Source organism: Paraburkholderia sp. Clong3 (assembly GCF_050436485.1).
Taxonomy (GTDB): Bacteria; Pseudomonadota; Gammaproteobacteria; order Burkholderiales; family Burkholderiaceae; genus Paraburkholderia; species Paraburkholderia tuberum.
Genome location: NZ_JBNDMH010000003.1, coordinates 1,698,684 through 1,720,000, shown reverse-complemented (window position 1 = coordinate 1,720,000; position 21,317 = coordinate 1,698,684). Strand labels below are relative to the sequence as shown.

The following is a 21,317-nucleotide window of genomic DNA, read 5'->3' as shown; positions in this document are numbered from 1 at the left end:
TCCCGCACCGCCGAAGCAGATCAGCGCAGCCTCGGCGCGCATCGCACTCGCACGGTCGAACAAGGCAGTCAGTAGACCCTTCGCCAACGCGAGGCGTTGGCCCGCCAGCATCGACCCGGAGCAATCGAGCACGAAACAATGCAGCACACCGCCACGCGGCACTTCCCGTACGAAGCGCAGATGCTCACGACGCAGCGTGTGTTCGCGCATCGCGGCGAGCGTCGGTGGCCATGCAATGCGCCTGCCCGGTTCGCCGCGCGACGTGTCGCGCGAATCCGCCCCCACGCCTCGTCGCCATCGAAAACCGCTGCGCGAGTCAGCGGCGGCGCCTTTCCGATGGCTCAGCGTTTTTTTGCGTCGAGCGCAATGACGCCTTTGACAGGCAAAGCCGCGGCCGGCTCGGGCGGCAGGTAGCCCCACTCGGAGTCGGCGGAAGGTGTCGTGGATCCAGCCGTATCGCCAGACGCACCCTCAGCGAGCTCCCGTGCCGGCGCCTCGCTTTCTGGCCGGCGCTGATTCGCATGTTGCGAATCATGCTGACGCCGCCGATGAAGCAGCACCGGATCGGCAACGCGCTCCACATGTCGCACCGTCACCGCACCTGCCCGTTCGAATGCGGCCAGCGCGCGCGCCGCGCGCAGCATCACGAGGTCGGCGCGCAGGCCGTCGACGGCCGCCTCGATGCATAGCGCGCTCACGCGCGCATGGACGGCGTCATCGAACGACAGCAGCGGCAGCGCCGCGCGCGCCGAGCGAATTCGCTGCACGTATGAAGCCTGCTGCTCCGCGTAAGCGGTACGAAACCCAGCGGGATCGAGATCGAACGCGAACCGCGCTTTGACGATCGCCTGCCGCACCTGCGGCTCGAACGCGTTCTGCAACTCCACCATCAGACCGAAGCGGTCGATCAATTGCGGCCGCAACTCGCCCTCTTCGGGATTCATCGTGCCGATCAGCACGAAGCTCGCGTCATGACTATGCGACACGCCATCGCGTTCGACGGTATTCACGCCGCTCGCCGCCGCATCGAGCAACGCATCGACGAGCGCATCGGGCAGCAGATTGACTTCGTCGACGTACAGCACGCCGCGATGCGCCTTCGCGAGCAGCCCCGGGGAGAAGCGCACCGAGCCGTCGCGCAACACCCTTTCGATATCGAGCGTGCCGATCAGACGATCCTCGCTCGCGCCAAGCGGCAGATTCACGAGCTCTCCCTCCGGCAGCAGTTCGGCGAGCGCGCGCGCGGCAGTCGACTTCGCAGTGCCACGCGGTCCGCTGATCAATACGCCGCCCAAGCCCGGATCGATCGCCGCGAGCACCAGCGCCTGCTGCAACGAGGCCTGGCCGATCAGCGCCGCAAACGGAAAAACGGGCCGCGCCGCCGTACCCGATACACAGGCGGAGCAACCCGCGTCGTCCGCTCCTCGCATCGCTCCATTCATGTTTGTCTTCCTTCGATCTGCTGTTCGCTCGCCAGCAGATGCGTTTCCACCTGCGCGCGATAGTCACCCGGCTGCTGCCACAGCCCCCGCTGCATCGCCTCGAGCAAACGCTCGCAGATCGAATGCAGCGCATGCGGATTGTGCCGTTGCATGAATGCGCGCGTATCGGCGTCATTCAGATAAGCATCGGCGACGAGCGCGTATTGATGATCCGCGATCACGCGCGCGGTCGCGTCGTAGCCATACAGATAATCGACGGTCGCGGCGATCTCGGCCGCTCCCTTGTAGCCGTGGCGCTTCACGCCGTCGAGCCATTTCGGATTGACCACGCGCGAGCGGATCACGCGCGCGATCTCCTCCTGCAACGTCCGCACGCGCGGCGCGGCCGGATTGCTGTGATCCGCGTGATAGACGCGCGGCTGCTGACCTGCCAGATGCCGCACCGCCGCGACCATGCCGCCCTGAAACTGGTAGTAGTCGTTCGAATCGAGCACGTCGTGCTCGCGGTTGTCCTGGTTCTGCAGCACGAGGTCCATCGCTGCGAGGCGCGTGCCAAACGCTTGATGCGCTTCCTCGCCCGCGCTCTTCTGCGCGTACGCATATCCGCCCCACGCCTGATACGCGTTCGCGAGATCGGCGTCGGTCTGCCATTGGCGCGAGTCGATCATCTGCTGCAGACCCGCGCCGTACGTGCCCGGCCGCGCGCTGAACACGCGCCAGCCCGCGCGCTTGCGCGCTTCGACCGGGTCCATGCCGCGCGCGATCAACGCATCGCGTTCGCGCTGCACGCGCGCGCGAATCGGATTCAGCTCCGCGGGCTCGTCGAGTTCGGCAACCGCTTGCACGGCCGCATCGAACAGATGCATCACGTTCGCGAACGCATCGCGAAAGAAACCGGATACGCGCAACGTGACGTCGATACGCGGCCGATCGAACGCGTCGATCGGCATGATCTCGAAGTCCGTCACACGGTGGCTGCCCGGCGCCCATTTCGGCCGCACGCCGAGCAGCGCGAGCGCCTGCGCGATATCGTCGCCGCCGGTGCGCATCGTCGCAGTGCCCCAGACCGACAGGCCGATCGCGCGGGGATAATCGCCGTGCTCCTGCAGATGCCGCTCGATCAGTTGCTGCGCCGATTTCAGGCCGAGTGCCCACGCGGCTTGCGTCGGCACCGCGCGCGTGTCGACCGAATAGAAGTTGCGGCCGGTTGGCAGCACGTCGGACCGACCGCGCGACGGCGAACCGCTCGGACCTGGCGGCACGAAACGTCCTTCGAGGCCCCGTTTAAGCTGCGTCATTTCCTGCGGGCCGCAGGCGTCGAGACGCGACAGCACGTCGTCGCGCAGGCGTGCGATCACCTGTGCCGCTTGCGGCAGACTTTCGTCGGCTACGGGGACGGCCTGCGAACGATCCGCGTCATCGCAATCGACACCGCAGACGCCGCGCAACAGCTCGCCCGCGAGCAATTCCAACCGCTCGCGCGTATCGCCGCAATGTCGCCACGGTGCATCGCTGACCCGCTGTAATACCTCGGGTCGCGGGCCGTCCCATGCGGCGGCCCAATCCACCGTCAACGGGTCGAACCGATGATCGATGCGCAGATCGCGCGCCAACGCGTCGACGAGCCCCGCCTTGCCGCCCTGCCCATCGCCGACCGGAAAGCGCCCGAGCGCGAGCAGCGTGTCGCGCCGCTGCACGCCGCGCGGCGACTGCCCGAACGTATGCAGGCCATCGCGAATCTGCGCTTCCTTCAGCTCGCACAGCCACGCATCGACGCGTGTGAGCAGCGCGTCTTCATCGTCCTGTCCGTTCGGCGCCGCGAGACTCAGCTCTTCGTGCAACCGATGCTCGACGATCGTCGTCAGAATCGTGCGACGCAAGAGCTTCGCGCGACGCGAATCGACCATCAATGCCTCGTAGTATTCGTCGACCTGGCGTTCGAGGTCCTGCAGCGGCCCATAGTTTTCGGCGCGTGTAAGCGGTGGCATCAGATGATCGATGATCACCGCCTGCGCGCGCCGCTTCGCCTGGCTGCCCTCGCCCGGATCGTTGACGATGAACGGATACAGATGCGGCATCGGTCCGAGAATCAGATCGGGCCAGCATGCGTCGCTCAAGGCGACGCTTTTGCCCGGCAGCCATTCCAGGTTGCCGTGCTTGCCGACGTGCACGACCGCGTCGATGCCGAACTGATGGCGCAGCCAGAAATAGAACGCGAGGTATGCGTGCGGCGGTACGAGCTCCGCATCGTGATAGCTCGCGTAGTCGCCGTGCTCGCGCGAACGCGCAGGCTGAATGCCGACGAACACCTGGCCGCAGCGCCAGCCGGCGATCATGAAGCGGCCGCGCCGCAGCGTGGGGTCCTGCTCGGGCTTGCCCCAGCGAGCGTTCAACGCGTCGCGCACGCTCGCCGGCAACGCGTTGAAATGCGCGAGATAGTCGTCGAGTGCGAGGCTTTGCAGGGCCGGACGCAGATCGCGTACGACCGGATCGTTGGTCACGCCTTCGGTCAGCCTGTTCAACAACGCGTCGCCGTTTTCGGGTAATTCGCCGACACGATAACCTTCATCGCGCAGCATCGACAGAATGCCGACCACCGACGCCGGCGTATCGAGCCCGACGCCATTGCCGATGCGCCCTTCGCTCATCGGATAGTTGGCGAGAATCAACGCGACTTTCTTGTCGGCGTTATCGAGCGAACGCAAACGGCACCAGCGCCGGCTCAGCTCGGCGAGAAAGCGCACCCGTTCGAGGTCGGGCTGATAGCGGACCACGTCGACCTGCGTATGCGCACAGCGATACGCGAGCCCCTTGAAGCTGATCGCGCGCGTGATGATGCGCCCGTCCACTTCGGGCAGCGCGATATGCATGGCGATGTCGCGCGAATTGAGGCCGTGGTTGTCCTTCAGCCAGTCTTCGCGATTGCCGCCGCTCAGGATTACCTGGAACACCGGCGCGTCGCCGGCGAGCGCGAGCGGCTCCGGATCGTCGATCGCGGAAGCGGCGAACGCGGTCGTGTTCAGCACGAGCGCGACACCATGTTGCGCGCACAGCGACTGCACGACATCGCGGCTCACCGCATCCTTCAGCGACGTAATCGCGAGCGGCAGCGGATTGAGCCCTTGCGCTTCGAGCGCGTCGATCAGCGCATCGAACACCGCGGTATTGGCGGCCTGCAGATGCGCCTTGTAGAACAGAATCGCGACGACCGGCGCGTCTTGCCGCCAACGCGCCTGCCAGTCGGCGACGATGGGGATATCGCGCTCGGGGTGATACAACGACGCGGCCGGCAACGCGCGCGGCGGATCGGGTTCGCGCCCCCAGTCGAGCGCGCGATACGCGATGCAGCGCAAAAACGCCTCGGCGTTCTGCGGACCGCCCTCGCGCAGATAGCGCCACAGCTGCTGACACAACTCCGCGCTCGCGGTGCTGCGCGCGAGCAGGTTCGGGTCTTCCTGCAGATCGCCGGAAAACATCGCGAGTGTTTGCTGTTTGCGCTGCGCGAGCGCGACCACCTGCTCGATGCCGTACGGCCAATACGTTTCGCCGCCGAGATGATCGACGACGACCACGCGCGCATGCCGCAACACGTCGTCCAGATAGAAATCGACCGAGGCAGGCTGACGCAGATACGTGACGTTCGCGAGCCGCACGCTCGGAAAGCCGTCGCCGAGACGCGGCACGACGCTCGCGAGCAGCGACAGCGTGGTGTCGGCGGAACTGAGCACGACGATCTCGGCGGGCTGCTGATCGATGCGGATCACGCCCTGCGTATCGTCGACGAAGCCGCCCGGCGTCGTGCGCAGCAGATGCATGCTGGTGCGCCCGTTTATGCCGTCGCGTTCGACGTCGCGCCGAGCGCCGCGTCGAACGCCTGTTGCAGCGCGTGCTGGTCGAGGTCTGCACCGATCAGCACGAAGCGGCTCAACGCGCCGTCGCCATTTTCACCCGCTTGCCAGCGCCGGTCGAAGTAGCTGTCGAAGCGCCGGCCCACGCCCTGGATCACGAGACGCATCGCCGCGCCCTGCAGTGCCGCGAAGCCTTTGACACGGTAAATCGTGTGGGTTTCGACGAGCGTCTGCAAGGCGGCGAGCGCCGCGTCGCGCGACGGTACCGATGCCTGCACGACGACCGAATCGAATTCATCGTGGTGATGATCGGGGTCGTCGGCGGAACCGTGGTGGTCATGACGCAGGTGGATCGTCTCTTCCGACGCCGCTTCGAGGCCCAGCAGCGTATGCAGGTCGAGCCGCCCCTGCTGCGCGCGCACGATCTTCACCTGCGGCGGAATCTCCGCGCGGATCGCGGCTTCGACCTCGTGCTGCCGCGCGTCGTCGATCAGATCGGTCTTGTTCAGAATCACCAGATCGGCCGCCGACAACTGGTCTTCGAACAGCTCGTGCAGCGGCGACTCGTGATCGAGATTCGGATCGGCCTTGCGCTGTGCATCGACGGCGAGCGGGTTATCGGCGAACTGGCCGCTCGCGGCGGCCGGGCCGTCCACCACCGTCAGCACCGCGTCGACCGTGAAGCCATTGCGGATCTGCGGCCAGTTGAACGCCTGCACGAGCGGCTTCGGCAACGCCAGGCCCGACGTTTCGATCAGCACGTGATCGAGTTCATCGCGGCGCTCCGCGAGCTTTTCCATCACCGGGAAAAATTCTTCCTGCACGGTGCAGCACAAACAACCGTTCGCGAGTTCATACAATTGCCCTTCGGTCTCGACGCCGTTTTCATCGCAACCGATGCCGCAGCCCTTGAGGATTTCGCCGTCGATGCCGAGCTCGCCGAACTCGTTGACGATCACCGCGATGCGCTTGCCGCCCGCATGCTGAAGAATGTGCCGCAGCAGCGTGGTTTTGCCGCTGCCGAGAAAGCCCGTGACGATCGTGACGGGGATCTTGCGCAATTGAGTTTGCATCGTGAGGTCCATCCCTTGGCGTTGATCGGTATGCCGGAAAGTCCGCGCGTGGGTCCGCGTCGGCTGGCGAATGGAGCGAATGAAGCACGCGCAGCAGTACCAGCGATCACCAGACACGGGGACGAACGACGGCATGGCCGCGACAACGGAAATACAGAAAGCGGAACTGAGGTCATGAACGCGCCGCCGCATCCCCGCGGCGGTCGTTCTGCTTCTTTGGGCCGGTATCCGGGCTGGCGAAAGCGCCGCTTCCCCTTCCCGGCCGAGTGGTTTCTCGTCCAGTGGTGAAATGTCCACGCGACCTTGCGCGAGGACATCGAAGCCGGCACTGCGGTGCCCGGCTATCAAGCCGGAACCGCTTTTCGCTTACCGTTGCGGGGACAGCACAGGTTAGCCGCTCCAGAGCAGGTGGCTCCCTGTTTCCCGTTTAACTGCATGCGCACGAGCGCGCACGCGAGCACCCAAAGTGCGTGCGAGTGTAGGCCCGGGGACTTGCGCAGTCAAGCAACGCACCGACCCGGAAAGCGCCGCCGAGGCTTATCCGGCAAGGCGCCATGTGCTATCGTATGCGCGCGTTTGGTGCCCGCACATGCGCTCGCGTGTGCAGTTAAACGGGAAACAGGCAGCGCCTCGCGCGTTCAACCTGTGCTGTCCCCGCAACGGTAAACGACCTGCGGCGCGCGATTCGATTCGCCTTCGATTCCGACGTGCCGCGCATGCGTTTTTTGATGCCACTGTCCCGCGAATCCACAAACCGGGACGGGAAGGCGAAGCGCATGAGGCCGCCAGCCCGGATACCGGCCAGACGCGGAGGCGGTGCCGCATTGCATCCGTGCATCACGTGGCGCCGCCGGCCGCCGGAATCCGCGGGGAACGGATGTGAAGGCGTAGCAGCGCGGCATCGCGCGTGCCCGGATTCGCAGTTGCGCATGACCTCTATATTCACCGCCGCGCGCGCTGTCGCACGCCGCTTCTCTTCTTCCATCACCGCATGGCGCGCGCCATGCACGCCGCGATGACGCGCGCCTGGCTGATCGGCGCCGGTCCCGGCGACGTCGAACTGATCACGCTGAAGGCCACCCGCGCGCTCGCGCAGGCCGATGTCGTGCTCGTCGACGATCTGGTGAATCCCGACGTGCTGCAGTTCGCGCGCACCGACGCGCAAGTCGTGTACGTCGGCAAACGCGGCGGCCATCCGTCGACGCCGCAAGCCGACATCGTCGCGCAAATGCTCGGGCATCTGCGCGCGGGGCGCAGCGTCGCGCGGCTCAAGGGCGGCGATCCGTTCGTGTTCGGCCGCGGCGGCGAAGAGTTGCAGGCACTACAGGCCGCGGGTAGCGAAGTCGACGTGATCAACGGCATCACGGCCGGCATCGCGGCGCCCGCGGCGCTCGGTATCGCAGTCACGCATCGTGATCACGCGCAGGGCGTCGTGTTCGTCACCGGCCACGGCGCCGGCGGCAGTGGTGAACCGGACTGGGCCGCGCTCGCCGCGACGCGCATGACGCTGGTGATCTATATGGGCATGCGCCGGCTCGGCGAGATCGCCCGCGAATTGCTCGCGGCCGGCATGTCCGCCGACACGCCGTGCGCGGCGATCGAGTCAGCGACGCGGCCTGAGCAGCGTCATGTGCTCGCGCCGCTTCGCGAGTTCGCCGAGGCGGTGGCGCGCGCGGGGCTCGGCTCGCCGGCGATCGTCGTGATCGGCGGTGTGGCGTCGCTCGCACTGGCGCGTCATGCGGCCAAACGCGAGGCCGGCGTTGCTCACGAACTGGCAGCGAGCGCGACAAGACACGGACTCGGACGCGCGATCAAAACGCTGAGCGTCGGCATCGGTTGCCGCTTGCACAGCGAAGCCGCTGAGATCGAAGCCGCCGTCCGCGCAGCGCTCGGATCGAATGCCTTCGAGCAGATCCGCGCGATCGCGACGATCGACACCAAAGCCAACGAAGCCGGTCTGCTCGAATTCTGCTCACGTCATCAGCTGCCGCTGCAACTGTTCAGCCGCGAGCAGATCGCCGCGGTACCGGTCGCGTCGCCGTCGGCGGCGGCACACGCGCATCTCGGCGTCGATGGTGTGTGCGAGCCGTGCGCGCTGCTGGCGGCAACGGCGCCGGACTCCACCACAACCGCGCAAAACGCGCGTCTGATCGTACGCAAGACCGCGCACGCCGGCATCACGGTGGCGATCGCAGCGGCGAACAACGCTGCCCTTAGCGACGCGACCCCATCCCATCCCGCCTCTCAAAACCAGGACCCCCGATGAAAACCGATCCGGAATCACATCAACGCATGACCGAACGCCGCCGCGAAGGCCACGAAAAGAAGCAGGCCAGCGCGACCGTCGAAAAAGGCCTGCTGATCGTCAACACCGGCACCGGCAAGGGCAAGAGCACGGCCGCGTTCGGCATGGCCGTGCGGGTGCTCGGCCACGGCATGCGGCTCGGCGTCGTGCAGTTCATCAAGGGCGCGCTGCATACGTCGGAGCGCGATTTCCTCGGCGCGATCGCGCAATGCGATTTCGTCACGATGGGCGACGGCTACACGTGGAACACGCAGAACCGCGAGGCCGACATGGCGACCGCGCGCAAAGGCTGGAACGAAGCGCGGCGGATGATCGAAAGCGGCGACTACCAGATGGTGATCCTCGACGAGCTGAACACCGTGCTGAAGTACGAATACCTGCCGCTCGACGAAGTGCTCGCGGTGATCAACGCGCGTGCGCCGATGTTGCACGTCGTCGTGACCGGACGCCATGCGCCGGACGCGCTGATCGAAGCCGCCGACCTCGTCACCGAAATGCGCGCGATCAAGCATCCGTATCGCGAGCAAGGTGTGAAGGCGCAGCGCGGCGTGGAGTTCTGAGCGATGTCGGCGTCCCCCAACGGGGCTTGGTCCGGGGCGCCCCCCAAGGGGAGTTGCTCCGCGGCGTGCCCCCAGGGGACTTGCTCCGCGGCGTGCCCCGCGCTGTTCATCAGCGCGCCCGCGTCGGGACAAGGCAAAACCACGATCACCGCCGGTCTCGCGCGCTATCACCGGCGGCTCGGACGTCGCGTGCGCGTGTTCAAGACCGGACCGGATTTTCTCGATCCGATGATCCTCGCGCGCGCGAGCGGCGCGCCGGTGCTGTCGCTCGATCTGTGGATGGTCGGCGAGAGCGCATGCCGCAACCTGCTCGCGCGGGCGGCGCAAGAAGCCGATCTGATCCTGATCGAAGGCGTGATGGGCCTGTTCGACGGCACGCCGAGCAGCGCCGATCTGGCGACCACGTTCGGCGTGCCGGTGCTCGCGGTGATTTCCGCGCAGGCGATGGCGCAGACCTTCGGCGCGCTCGCATTCGGCCTTGCGCGCTTCAGGCCGCAACTGCCGTTCCACGGCGTGCTCGCGAATCGCGTCGGCTCCGCCCGGCACGCGCAGATGCTGCAGGAAGCGCTGCCGCCCGGGTTGCGCTGGTGCGGCCACCTCGCCGCGAGCGACGAGATCACACTGCCCGACCGCCACCTCGGCCTGCACCAGGCCGATGAAATCGACGATCTCGAAGCGCGCCTCGAACGCGCGGCGGATACGCTCGCGTCGACCGCGCTCGCCGAACTGCCGCCGCCGGTCGATTTCGGCGTGCCCTCGCCCGAAGTGCTGCCGCGTCTGCTCGAAGGCAAGCACATCGCGATCGCGCGCGACGCCGCGTTCTCGTTCATCTATCCGGCCAACGTCGCGCTGCTCGAAGCGCTCGGCGCGCGGCTCAGCTATTTCTCGCCGCTTGCCGACGAAGCGTTGCCCGCCGGCACGCACGCGCTCTATCTGCCGGGCGGCTACCCCGAGCTGCATCTGGCGACGCTCGCGGGCAACTCGACCAGCGCAGCATCGATCCGAGCGCACGTCGAGGCGGACAAACCGCTGGTCGCCGAGTGCGGCGGCATGCTCTATCTGCTCGACACGCTGACCGACGCGCAAGGCACTAGCACGCCGATGCTGGGCCTGCTGCCCGGTCACGCGACGATGCAAACGCGCTTCACGTCGCTCGGCATGCAGCAGATCGATGGCGTCCACGGCACGCTGACCGGCCACACGTTCCACTACTCGAAGCTCGCGACGCCGCTAGCGCCGCAGCGCTTCGCCACGCGCGCGCACAGCGACGCGCGCGGCGAAGCGGTGTTCCGCGTGGGCCCGATTGTGGCAACCTATATGCACGCTTACTGGCCCTCCAACCCGGCTTTCACGGCCGCCCTCTTTCATGGCGAAACCTTTTGACGACTCCGAGCGCGATGCGGTCTATCGCGCGATTTACGAACGCCGCGACATGCGCCACTTCGTGCCCGATCCGGTCGATCCGGCGGTGCTGCGGCGTCTGCTCGACGCGGCGCATCACGCGCCGAGCGTCGGCTACATGCAGCCGTGGCGGATCGTGCGCATCACCGACGCGGCGCTGCGCACGGGCTTGCGCGACATCGTCGAGCGCGAACGGCTCGCCACCGCCGACGCGCTCGGCAAGCGCCGCGACGAGTTCATGAAGCTGAAGGTGGAAGGCATGCGCGAATGCGCGGAGCTGCTGGTGATCGCGTTGATGGACGGGCGCGAGCGACACGTCTTCGGCCGTCGCACGCTGCCGGAGATGGATCTCGCGTCGGTCGCGTGCGCGATCCAGAACATGTGGCTCGCCGCGCGCGCGGAAGGACTCGGGCTTGGTTGGGTGTCGCTATTCGATGTCGACGCGGTGCACGAGCTACTGGAGATGCCGGAAGGCGCGCGGCCGGTCGCGATTCTGTGCCTCGGCCACGTCGCTGCCTTCTATAGCGAGCCGATGCTCGAAACGGAGCGCTGGGCGAGCCGTCTGCCGCTCGCCGATTGCGTGTTCGAAAACCGCTGGCCGCGAGACGAGCCGGCGCAGGAATAACTGATACTCGCGGCCCCGGCGATCCGAGGCTGTGTTTTAACGCTGCAGCGGCTCCATCGAGTCGACGTTCGGCACACCGCTCGTCTTGTCGATGCTGAGCTTCACACGCCAGTCGGCCGGCGCATCGAACGGCAGCTTCGCGAGCGCGGTTTTCACGAGCAACGGCAGTGCATGCAGCGGGTCCGCATCGCGATCCATGAACACCGCGCCGACCTTGTAGCGCTCGGCGCCGCTCGCGTAGTCGAAAAAGCGCAGCGTCAGCGCGTGCTGATACTTGTGCCCAAACAGCAGCGCGCCTGGACCGTCGCTGCCCGCGCCGCAATCGGCGGGCGCGCAATCCTCACCGCCGATGCCGATCGACGCCGGCCGCGTGCTGTACGCGATCGACAGCAGATAATGCGCGGGCTTTCCCGCCGTATCGACGAACCCGTGTTTCGCCAACTCGTCGCGCAACAGCTTTTCGACTTGAGGATGGTCGACGCTGTCGTCCTGCGGCTGCGTGCGCGCGAGCGAATAGGTCTGCTCGCCTTGCAGCGCAACGGCGCGGTCGGCGCCGTTAGCGGAGACGGTGTGCACGTCGGCGCTCAGGCCCGCGCAAGCGGCGAGGCTCGCCGCGGCCAGCGCGGCACAGAGGTGAGCGATCTTTGCCATTTTTTGTTTTCTCTCTAGTACATCGAATACATCAAACGCGCATCAGACGCGCGGTGCGATCGATTCGTCGAGGGGCGCGTCGTCGAGCGCGGGCAGCCAGATCGTGAAGGCCGTCCCCTCGCCGGGCGCGCTGACGACTTCGACGCTGCCACCATGGCGCGTGACGACGGTTTTGACGAACGCCATGCCGAGTCCCGCCCCACCCACTTCCGGCCGCTCCGCCTCGTGAAAACGGCGAAAGCGCTCGAACAATCCCGCTTGCTGCTCCTCAGGAATGCCATAGCCCTGGTCGCGGATCGTGCACGACACGCGCGGCGCCTCGCTGCCCGCGCGCTTTGCCGCTGGCTGGCCAGTGAAGCTGCACACGATGCGCGTGTCGGGCGGACTGTACTTGACCGCGTTGTTCAGGATATTGACGAGCGCGCGTGTCATCAGCGAGCGGTCGGCACAGATCCAGGGATCGTCGTCGGCGTCGTCGCCGGATTCCGTATGCAGCGCGATGCGCTTCGCATGCGCCTGCGGCCAGACCTCGTCGCTCGCATCGATGACGAGTTCGGTCAGACTCAGCGGCTCGAGCACATAGGCCTGCGATTCGGCGCGGGCCAGTTGGACGAAGTCGTCGGCAAGCGTGAGCGCGCGTTGCGCGTAGCGTTCGATGCGCTCCAGCACGCTGCGCGCGAGCGCAGGCTCGGTCCGCGCGCGCTCGATCTCGACCAGCGCAATGATCGACGCCTGCGGCGAGCGCATGTCGTGCGACAGCAGCCGCAGCGCGTCTTCGCGCTGACGCTCGGCCGCATGGAGCGCCGACACGTCGACGAGACCGGCGATCCAGCCGGTCGTCTCGCCCTGCGCGTTGGTGCAGGTCGCATAGCGCAGCAGATGGTCGCGCTCGTTCGCGTCGCGCACCTCGACGCCCTGCGCCATCAGCGCCGCGAACTCGCCGCGCGTCGGATCGAGCAGCGCCGGCCAGTGCGCGTGCGCGGACAGATTGCGCTCGTGGTCCGTGGCCGCACCGGTGTCGATCGTCTTCACGAGCGTGAGGCCGCCGAGCACGCTCTGCATCGGCTGGCCTTCGGGCATCGGCGCGCCTAGCCGAGCGAAATGCGCTTTCGCCGCGTGATTCGCGATCAGCACGACGCCGGCCACGTCGCTGACGAGAATCGGCTCCGGCACGCTATCGAGGCTGTCCCACACGAAGCGCTTCATGTCCTGCACCCGTTGCGCGGCCTGCGCCATCAGCGCCATGTGCTGCGCGAGCACGTCGCCGCCGAATTCGCGGCGGCGCTTCGGCGTCTCGGGCAGCAGATGCGGCTCGTCGGCGAGACGTTGCAGTTCGCCGCGCAGATACGCCATCGTCATTTCGAGGCGTCGCCAGTTCCAGATCGGATAGACGATCACGACGCCGAGGATCGCCGGCACCGGCGAGATCCACAGCCTGCCGCCGTACAGCAGCAGCGCGCTGCCGGTCGCGGCGAGCAGCACCAGCGCGCCGGTCAGCAACAACGAGCGGCGCGGCGACAGCACGAGGAAGCCGGCGAGCAGCGCGGCGAGCGGCCCGAGCGCCGCCGCGAACACGATCCACAGCGCGACCGGCTGGATCTCGCGGCCGCTCAGCAGCGTGTCGAGCACGTTCGCGTGGATGTAGACGCCGGGCAGCGGACCGAGCTCGCCCGATACCGGTGTCGCGAAGCGGTCGTACAGACCCGACGCCGTCACGCCGATCACGACGATGCGCCCGCGCAACTGATCGGCCGGCACCTTGCCGGCGAGCACGTCGGCGAAACTGAGCTTTCGGTAGTTCGCGGCGTTCGGGCCGAACGGAATCAGGAAGCGCTCTTCGCCGCCGTCGTCGCTGCCGCGTGCGGGCTCGTTCGAGGGGCGCGGCGGCCTGCCGCCGCGCAGATGCAGCTTGCCGTGTTCGACCGCGTCGGCGACGAGCACCGTCAGTTGCGGCCAGCGCGAGCGCTCGTCGCCCTGGAAGCGCGCGACGCTGCGCACGATGCCGTCGCTGTCCACTTCGAAATTGATATGACCGAGCCCGGCAGCAGCCTGCGCGAGCGGCGCGACGGGTTCATCGACGGTGCGCTTGCCGCTCGCATCGGGCGGCGTCAGCAGCACGGGCAGATAGGTCGGGCTCAGCGCAATTGCGTGGGCGAGCTGGACGTCGTCGACATTGGGCTCGGTGAACAGTACGTCGTAGATCACCGCGGCGGGTTTGGCCGCGGCGATCTGCTCGAGCAGCCGGGCGTGCACGCTGCGCGGCCATGGCCAGCGGCCGAGTGCGTCGATGCTCGCGTTGTCGATCTCGACGACGACGATGTCGGACAGCCGCGGCTGCTCGCGCAGCTTCAGAAACTGGTCGTACACCAGCAGATCGATGCCGGCGCCGACGCGCCCGAACGACGTCAGCAGGATCACCACGAGACCGAGACAGCCAACGCTGACCCACTCGATCAGAAAGCGCCGGCCCGCCCGCCGTCCGAGACGGGCGCGCGGATCGAGGCTCATTCGCGTAGAAGTGGCGGGCACGGGACGATGTAGTCGGGAACGGGAGGACGGACCGGCCAGCAGGCCGGCCCCGAGAATCTACCAGCGTCAGCGCGCAAGCGTAAAGGACCGGACCGGACTGCTCTTTTCGTAGAAGCGGCCGTTGTCGAACTGCTCGGCGACGATCGTCCAGTAGTAGACGCCCGGGGGCAGATCGCTGATCACGAGTTCGCCGCCCGGCAGATCGGGGCGATCGATTACCGGATGGCTCAGTTCGGCCGTGTTCGCGAGCAGGAAGCGGAAACGGGTCGGCACGTTGCTGCGGCTGACGAACCAGCGGAACTCGTAGTCGCGGCTACCCGCGCGCTGCGCGGCCGAAGCGTCCAGCCCCAACTGGCGGCGCTCGAACGCATACACGTTCGGCAGGCCGTCGAGACCGTTGCTATCGGTCGACGCGACGCGCACGAAGTACGTGCCGTCGGGCAGATCGCCGAAGTCGGCATGCGGCGCGCTCACGCGCAGGTCTCGCACCAGGTCCAGTTGATCGGCGTCGTGCGAAATCTGCAGCCGATAGCCGACCGCGTGCTCGGCCGGGTTGACGTCGAACGCGACGCTCTTGCCGTCCTGCACGCTCGCCGGCCGCGCGAGCGCGGGTGCGGGCAACAGCTGGACCGGACTGCCGACCGCGCCGCCCGAGTGCGTGACGTTGCCGAAGCTTGCCTCGACCAGCTGCTCGGACGCCTGCAACGGCCTGCCTGGCGCCGGCGCGGCGCTCTGGCCATGCTGCGCGGCCGGATCGACGCCGACCGCGCCGTCGAGCACCGCCACCGCGGTGGTTTGCGTGTCGCCGTCGTAATCGACGCGGAAACGCGTGCCGCGCACCCCGGCGACCACCGAAGGCGAACGGATCTGGAAGCGATCATCGCGTCGCTTCGCATGCGTGACCTGGCTCTCGACCTCGCCGGCGCGCAGTTCAAAGACGCGATCGGCGACGCCGGTCAGCGTGACGTGCCGCAGTCTCTCGATATTGAGTTCGCCGTTCTGCGCGACCGTCACGTATGAGCCGCCCGGCAGTTCGAGCGTCGCGAACCCGTTCGCGCCGGTGCGCAAGCGATCGCCTTCGGCCAGCGTTTCACCGGTTTTCAGCGGCAGATAGGGGCTCGAGTCGAACGCGTGCTCGACCGGACCGCTGGTCGCGACCACGCGAGCCGTGTCCCGATCCTGGCGCAGCCTTCGGGACGGCAAACGCAGCACGATGCCGGCCGCCATGCGGCGCGGCGCGGGCACGTGATTGAGGCTGCTCAACAGCGCCCAGTCGGTCGGATCGGCCATGTAGCGGGCGGCGATGTCATACAGCGTGTCGCCCTCGTGCGTCGTGTACGAAGCGTAGACCGGCGACGCCTTCGCTCCGGTCTTGCCGCGCGCGGGCTGCGCGTGCGCGAGCGCGCTCCAGCCGGTCGCGCCCGTTGCAATCAGACAGGCCGCGGCAAGCCACGCGGCGGCGCGGCGGCCGGGCATGGCGGCGCTGCCCGATGCCGCCCCATCCACGCAGACCGTCACGCTTCCCCCGCGTCTTCAGTGGGTTCGTCGTCGGCGGCCGGTGGGGTGTCGGCTTCGATCCGCTCGAGGCGGTAGCCATAGCCGTAGATCGGCGTGAGCCGATAACCGTGCTCGGGGCGCAGACCGAGCTTGCTGCGCAACATCGACACATGAGTGTCCATCGTGCGCGACGGGATGTCCGTGGCCTGCTTCCAGATCACGTCGAGAATGTGTGCGCGCGACAACGGCCGGCTCATATGCTGGAACAGCAGCAGCGCGAGTTCGAACTCTTTCTGCGTGACGGAGACCGGGGTGCCGCGGACCACGACGTGCTTGACGCTCAGGTCGAACTCGAAGTCGCCGAATACTTCCCTCGTTGCCGGCGGCTTCAGGTAATACGCGCGCCGCAGCAGCGAACCAACCCGCGCGAGCAGCACGGCGCCCGACACGGGCTTGACGAGATAGTCGTCGGCACCGGTATTCAGAATCGAAGTGATGTCGGTTTCGCGGCCGCGGCTCGTCATGAACAGCACCGGCAGGCGCTCGGACAGGCTTTCGCGCACCCAGCGAAGCACTTCTTCGCCGGACATGTCGGGAACATTCCAGTCGAGCACGAGCAGATCGAACGTCTGACGACGCAACTGGCGCACGAGTTCGCGCCCTGCGCCATACGCGTGACAGACGTGTCCAGCGGCGGACAGCGTTTGACACACAAGGTCGGCCTGAGCCGAATCATCATCGAGGACTGCAATTCTCATAACACCCCACAACGCAACAGCGCCTTCATGGCTGATGGCCGATATACCGGCTGACGACCGGGATGACGGCGCAGCACCGCCGATCCGGCTTCCCAAAAAATTCCGGCTGTTACTTTCTGATTAATGGTCCCTCGCCGTACCCCGCCATGACGCTGCTTTCATGAAACAGAAATCAGCGCATAAATGTAATTTCCATAGCGATTATGCAGGGCAGATCATGATAATCGAAAACCTTCTTTCTTCCCGTTTGCCGTGTACCGGCAATCCGTCGCGAAAACCCTAATCAGAAACGGCTGACGCGCTTTTCAGGTTTTTCTGGTCTGCCAACACTAGCCGGCGCCGGAAGGAAGTGACACTGCGGACGGAAGATCCTTGCTGGAGCGGCTTTTTGACCACGCTCGCTTATCGGTTTTAAGATTCCTTTCAGGTACTCTTATTTAACAATTGCGTGTTCAGTATAAGAATAATCTCAAAATAAATCGTTTAAACATTGTTAGATTTTGTCCCGGTCGAGTTGTCATTCGAGGCAGTCGGCTTGACTGCTTCACATTGTTGGCCGAGCGATGACGCGCTGCGAGACGGACCGTCAGCGGGTGATGCGCAGCGTTAGGGCCGCGGCAAAAAAAATGCGGCGCTGCCCCTGTCGAAGCAACGCCGCCCATAAACACTACACACGCTCGCCGGGGTCTAACCGCACGAGTAACGTCACGTTAGCCCGCGGAAAAGCCGTGCTCAAGATGAAAGAACTTCCTTTGTAACCGTTGGCGAAGTAGTTATTACGCGCCGCACCAGCGCGCGCGACGCGCAAGTCCTACACAGCGCGACTTCGAAATTGGTATGAGTTGAAGGCTCCGTCGACGGTAATTTACATACACAGACGCTTTGTTACAGTGTGGCCCCCATTGGCGTTGCTGCGGCGCGTCAGATTTCCCCTTGCGTGTCTGCGTGGCCCGTCTGCGTTGCCTCGTTCGGTCGCTTGCTCGCGCGTTCAACGCGCGCCTTCGATGTCCGGCATCGGCGCGAACAGCGCGTCGAGATCGTCGTCCGAGAACTTTGCGGCGCCGGCCGCATCTTCCGCGAGAATGCTGTCGGCGAGCCCGGCCTTGTGCTCCTGCAACGCGACGATCTTTTCCTCGATGCTGCCGGCCGCGATCAACTTGTACACGAATACCGGCTTGTCCTGTCCCAGCCGATGCGCGCGGTCGGTCGCCTGGTTCTCGGCGGCCGGGTTCCACCACGGGTCGTAGTGGATCACCGTGTCGGCGGCGGTCAGGTTCAGCCCCACGCCGCCGGCCTTCAGGCTGATCAGGAACAGCGGCACCTCGCCCTGCTGGAACCGCTCGACCGGGCTCACGCGATCGGCCGTGTCGCCCGTCAGCATGACGTACGGGATCGCGGCTTCGTCGAGCGCCTCGGCGATCAACGCGAGCATGCCGGTGAACTGCGAGAACAGCAGCACGCGGCGTCCCTCCTCGATCAGCTCGGGCAGCATCGACAGCAGCAGATCGAGCTTGGCCGAGCGCATCGCGCGCTCGCCGCCGCCCGTGGCAGCGCCGTCCGCGATACCGCTGGCGGTGCGCACGAGCCGTGGATCGCAGCACACCTGGCGCAGCTTCAGCAACGCATCGAGCACGATGATGTGGCTGCGCGCGAGCCCCTGCGCGCTGACCGCCGCGCGCACCTTCTGCTGCATCGCGGTGCGCACGGTTTCGTACAGGTCGCGCTGCGCGCCTTCGAGATCGACCGGACACACGATCGTCGTCTTCGGCGGCAGCTCCTTCGCGACCTCGTCCTTGCGACGGCGCAGCATGAACGGCCGGATGCGGCGCGCGAGCAACGCGCGGCGCACGTCGTCGCCGTTCTTTTCGATCGGATTGCGCCAGCGTCGCGTGAAGTCCTTCTGGCTGCCGAGAAAGCCCGGCAGCAAAAAATCGAATTGCGACCACAGCTCGCCGAGATGATTCTCGAGCGGCGTGCCCGTCAGGCCCAGCCGATGCCGCGCCCGCAAGCCGCGAATCGCCTGGGCGGCTTTGGTGGTCGCGTTCTTCACGTACTGCGCCTCATCGAGAATCAGCAGATGATAGTCGTGCTCGGCGAGCACCTTCTGATCGCGCCACAACAGCGCATAAGTGGTCAGGATCAGCTCGGCTTCGCCGATCTGCTGGAAACGCTCCTTTCTGTGCGGCCCGTTCAGCACCAGCACTTTCAGCTCCGGCGCAAAGCGGCGCGCTTCCTCGCGCCAGTTGTGCACGAGCGTGGTCGGCACGACGATCAGCGCGGGATGCGTGAGCCGCCCCGCTTCCTTCTCGGCGAGAACGTGCGCGAGCGTCTGCACGGTTTTGCCGAGGCCCATGTCGTCGGCGAGCACGCCGGCCAGATCCTGCTCGCGCAGGAACTGCATCCAGTTCAGGCCCTGGTGCTGGTACCCGCGCAGCTCGGCCTTCAGCCCGCGCGGCACCGGCACTTCGCGCAGGCCCGGACCGGCTTGCAGACGGCGTGCGAGCTCGCGGATCGAATCGTCGCCGCTGAACTGCCAGCGGCCGGTGTCGTGCAGCGCATCGAGGCGACCCGCATCGACCGCGGGCACGCGCAGAGGCGCGCCTTCGGCAAGCGCGCCGCCGAGCGAATCGAACAGATCGACCAGCACGCGCACCACCGGCTTCAGACGATCGGCGCGCAACCGCAGGCGCTTGTTCTCCTCGGTCTTCAGCTCGATCGGCTCGTCGTCTCGAATACGCTCCAGCGCGCCAGAGAGCCAGCGCCGGTCGCGCCGGAACAGATCGGCCAGCAGCGGTTCGAGCCGCACGTTGCGCTCGCCGACGCGAATGCCCATCTCCAGATCGAACCAGCCGTCGCCGGCCTGCTGCGCGGTGCCGTCGATCGCGTCGATCTCGATCACGTTGTAGCGGAACTCGGGCGCCATCGTCACGCGCCAGCCCTTCGCGACCAGATCCGGCACCGCGTCGTTGACGAACCCGGACCACGCGTCGGTGTCGGGCAGACCGAGCATCGTGTCGGGCAACAGACGCGACGCATGCAGGTTGCGCGTCGGCACCTTTTGCAGACCGGTCTTGCGCAATTCCAGCAGACGCTTTTTCTCGGCGTCGTAGCGCCGGCGGATGTGAATCACGTCGCCGCCCGGCAGCGGCACCAGCGTCACGCTGCTGTCGGCGTTGATGCTGACACCGTCGTAGTCGAAGCTCGCGGCCGCCAGTTCTACCGCGGCGGACTTGCGCTCCGCGGCCTTCGCGGTTTTCGCCGTTTTGATGCCCTTCCCCGCGCCGGGCAGCGCATGGCTGTTCAGCGTCAGCACCGGCACCGGTTCGACGTCGATCACCCGAATCGCGGGCGCGTCGTGGGTCGGCGGCAGCGGCAACTCGGGCGCGATCTCACGCAGCACCGACGCGACGAGCGGCGCCTCGGCGAGCGAGATCGGCGGCATCGCGAGGTAGTCGGGCAGTTGCTGGAACGGCAGCGACAGTGGCACGACGCCCGCCTCGTTGGCGACGCCGTCCACGTACCAGACCGGCTCGGTCGGCAGCACCATGCTCGCGCGCGGTTCGGTGCGCAGTACCGGGCGCAGGCGCTCGTCGGCGAGCGGCTCCCATTCGATGCGCCCGAGGCGGTCGGCGGCGCGCGCGAGCGGCGTCGGTCCGGCCTGGCCCGGCGCGATCCCGAAGTCGAAGAACAGGCGCCCGGTCGCGATCAGCTTCTGCAGCGTTTCCGCGCCACTCGTGCCACGCAGCACGAACTGGCCCAGGTCCTCGCGCGAGCGACCGAGCCATAGGCCGCGGAGGATCGACAGGTCTTCGTCGGACACGAAGCGCGGCTGCCTGAGCAGCGCGCCTTCGACGTCGCCCCAGCTGTCGCCGACTTCGACGATCACGCCGTCCGCGTCGCAACGCGCGCGATGCAGCACGACTTCGTGGCGCATATGAAAACGCGACCAGTTGAGCCGATAGGCGAGCGTTTCCTTGCGCGTGGCGTCGAGCTTCCGGGCGGCGTCTTTTTCGGCGGCGTCGGCCGCGCGGGCGCGCGCGCGAAAACGCTCGAGCCAGCTGACCAGTTCGGGTCGCACACCTTGAGATGAAGAGGGAGACGGTGATGGCGCCGGCGGCGCGCCCGGCGCCGCAATCCGTCGCGCGATGAACACCTCCGACGTCGCCGGGTCACTGTCGTCCTCGACCTGCGTGATGTGATCCATCTCGTCGTGGTAGTCGAGTTCCGCGAGCAGCAGCGCCGCGACGTGCTTGCAATTGCGGCCGACCGGGCACGTGCATTTGCCTTCGGCCCACGGCGACCCGCCATCGGTACGAAAGCGAACCCGTGTCAGGTACGGCCGCGGCTGCGAGCCCTGCACGTCGCCCGACAGCGTGTCTCCCTGCCATTTGACGTTGCTGACCGCGCCCACCGAGCGCGCCTTGGCGACGGTGCGCTCACCGAGCCATGCCGCAATCCTTTCCCGATCGAAGAAAACTGATGACATCCGCGTGCATTCCTGTTCAAACCGGCGAAGGCAAGCGCGCGTGGACCATGACGGGGCGCCGCGCGACGCCCGGCCGATTCTGTCCAGTTGCGATTTGCCAGTGATAACCGGCCATTTTACGCGTTGGACGAAAATCGCCAGG

At 66.7% G+C, this 21,317-nt stretch carries 13 protein-coding genes and 2 riboswitches (1 of these 15 only partly in view); of the genes, 4 read left to right on the top strand and 9 right to left on the bottom strand.

The genetic code is table 11. The features are described from left to right. The 4 genes in view from OKW30_RS31290 to cobW are tightly spaced (at most 56 nt apart) and all read right to left on the bottom strand, a layout consistent with a single transcriptional unit that may run on beyond the window. On the bottom strand, positions 1–285 hold the 5' portion of the coding sequence (locus OKW30_RS31290) for a vWA domain-containing protein (RefSeq protein WP_187610298.1). 330 nt of this gene lie to the left of the window's left edge; the window shows 285 of its 615 coding nt (coding positions 1–285); its start codon is at positions 283–285; the stop codon falls past the left edge of the window. A 56-nt stretch (positions 286–341) separates the two neighbouring features. Further along, positions 342–1,442 carry an ATP-binding protein gene (locus OKW30_RS31285; protein WP_429348514.1) on the bottom strand — a complete coding sequence of 367 codons (1,101 nt, stop codon included), beginning with the start codon at positions 1,440–1,442 and terminating at the stop codon, positions 342–344. Continuing rightward, positions 1,439–5,257 carry a cobaltochelatase subunit CobN gene (gene cobN, locus OKW30_RS31280; RefSeq protein WP_429348513.1) on the bottom strand — a complete coding sequence of 1,273 codons (3,819 nt, stop codon included), beginning with the start codon at positions 5,255–5,257 and terminating at the stop codon, positions 1,439–1,441. Before cobN ends, OKW30_RS31285 begins: the two co-directional genes overlap by 4 nt. Before the next feature lie 14 nt (positions 5,258–5,271). Next, a complete protein-coding gene (gene cobW / locus OKW30_RS31275) occupies positions 5,272–6,363 on the bottom strand; it encodes a cobalamin biosynthesis protein CobW (protein ID WP_429348512.1) in 1,092 nt (363 codons plus the stop codon). 202 nt (positions 6,364–6,565) lie between these two features. After that, positions 6,566–6,843, bottom strand: a riboswitch (cobalamin riboswitch). Positions 6,844–6,923: 80 nt separating this feature from the next. Then, positions 6,924–7,183: riboswitch (cobalamin riboswitch) on the top strand. Positions 7,184–7,378: 195 nt separating this feature from the next. On the opposite strand from cobW, the gene cobA reads away from it, so the two are divergent. The 4 genes from cobA to bluB are packed head-to-tail and all read left to right on the top strand — an operon-like array spanning position 7,379 to position 11,254. Beyond that, positions 7,379–8,629, top strand: a complete 1,251-nt coding sequence (cobA, locus tag OKW30_RS31270; RefSeq protein WP_429349199.1) for a uroporphyrinogen-III C-methyltransferase — start codon at positions 7,379–7,381, stop codon at positions 8,627–8,629. Then, positions 8,626–9,228 carry a cob(I)yrinic acid a,c-diamide adenosyltransferase gene (gene cobO, locus OKW30_RS31265; protein ID WP_018421084.1) on the top strand — a complete coding sequence of 201 codons (603 nt, stop codon included), beginning with the start codon at positions 8,626–8,628 and terminating at the stop codon, positions 9,226–9,228. The genes cobA and cobO overlap by 4 nt, the downstream gene beginning before the upstream one ends. A gap of 3 nt (positions 9,229–9,231) precedes the next feature. Beyond that, complete coding sequence (locus OKW30_RS31260; RefSeq protein WP_429348511.1) at positions 9,232–10,611, top strand: cobyrinate a,c-diamide synthase; 1,380 nt, start codon at positions 9,232–9,234, stop codon at positions 10,609–10,611. Then, entirely contained in the window at positions 10,595–11,254 is a 660-nt protein-coding gene (gene bluB, locus OKW30_RS31255) for a 5,6-dimethylbenzimidazole synthase (protein ID WP_429348510.1), read from the top strand. Before OKW30_RS31260 ends, bluB begins: the two co-directional genes overlap by 17 nt. A gap of 36 nt (positions 11,255–11,290) precedes the next feature. Here the strand turns inward: bluB and OKW30_RS31250 are convergent, their stop codons facing one another. The 5 genes from OKW30_RS31250 to OKW30_RS31230 all read right to left on the bottom strand — a co-directional run bounded on the left by OKW30_RS31250 (position 11,291) and on the right by OKW30_RS31230 (position 21,175). Next, positions 11,291–11,905 (bottom strand): DUF4136 domain-containing protein, encoded by a 615-nt coding sequence (locus OKW30_RS31250; RefSeq protein WP_429348509.1) that lies wholly within the window; start codon positions 11,903–11,905, stop codon positions 11,291–11,293. A 42-nt stretch (positions 11,906–11,947) separates the two neighbouring features. Next, a complete protein-coding gene (locus tag OKW30_RS31245; protein WP_429348508.1) occupies positions 11,948–14,434 on the bottom strand; it encodes a CHASE2 domain-containing protein in 2,487 nt (828 codons plus the stop codon). A gap of 66 nt (positions 14,435–14,500) precedes the next feature. Beyond that, entirely contained in the window at positions 14,501–15,952 is a 1,452-nt protein-coding gene (locus tag OKW30_RS31240; RefSeq protein ID WP_429348507.1) for a FecR domain-containing protein, read from the bottom strand. Next, positions 15,949–16,689: a response regulator transcription factor gene (locus OKW30_RS31235; RefSeq protein ID WP_187629247.1), complete on the bottom strand. Its 741-nt coding sequence runs from the start codon at positions 16,687–16,689 to the stop codon at positions 15,949–15,951. Before OKW30_RS31235 ends, OKW30_RS31240 begins: the two co-directional genes overlap by 4 nt. 988 nt (positions 16,690–17,677) lie before the next feature. Continuing rightward, on the bottom strand, positions 17,678–21,175 hold the full coding sequence (locus OKW30_RS31230; protein ID WP_429348506.1) for an SNF2-related protein: 3,498 nt from the start codon (positions 21,173–21,175) through the stop codon (positions 17,678–17,680). Positions 21,176–21,317 lie beyond the last annotated feature (142 nt).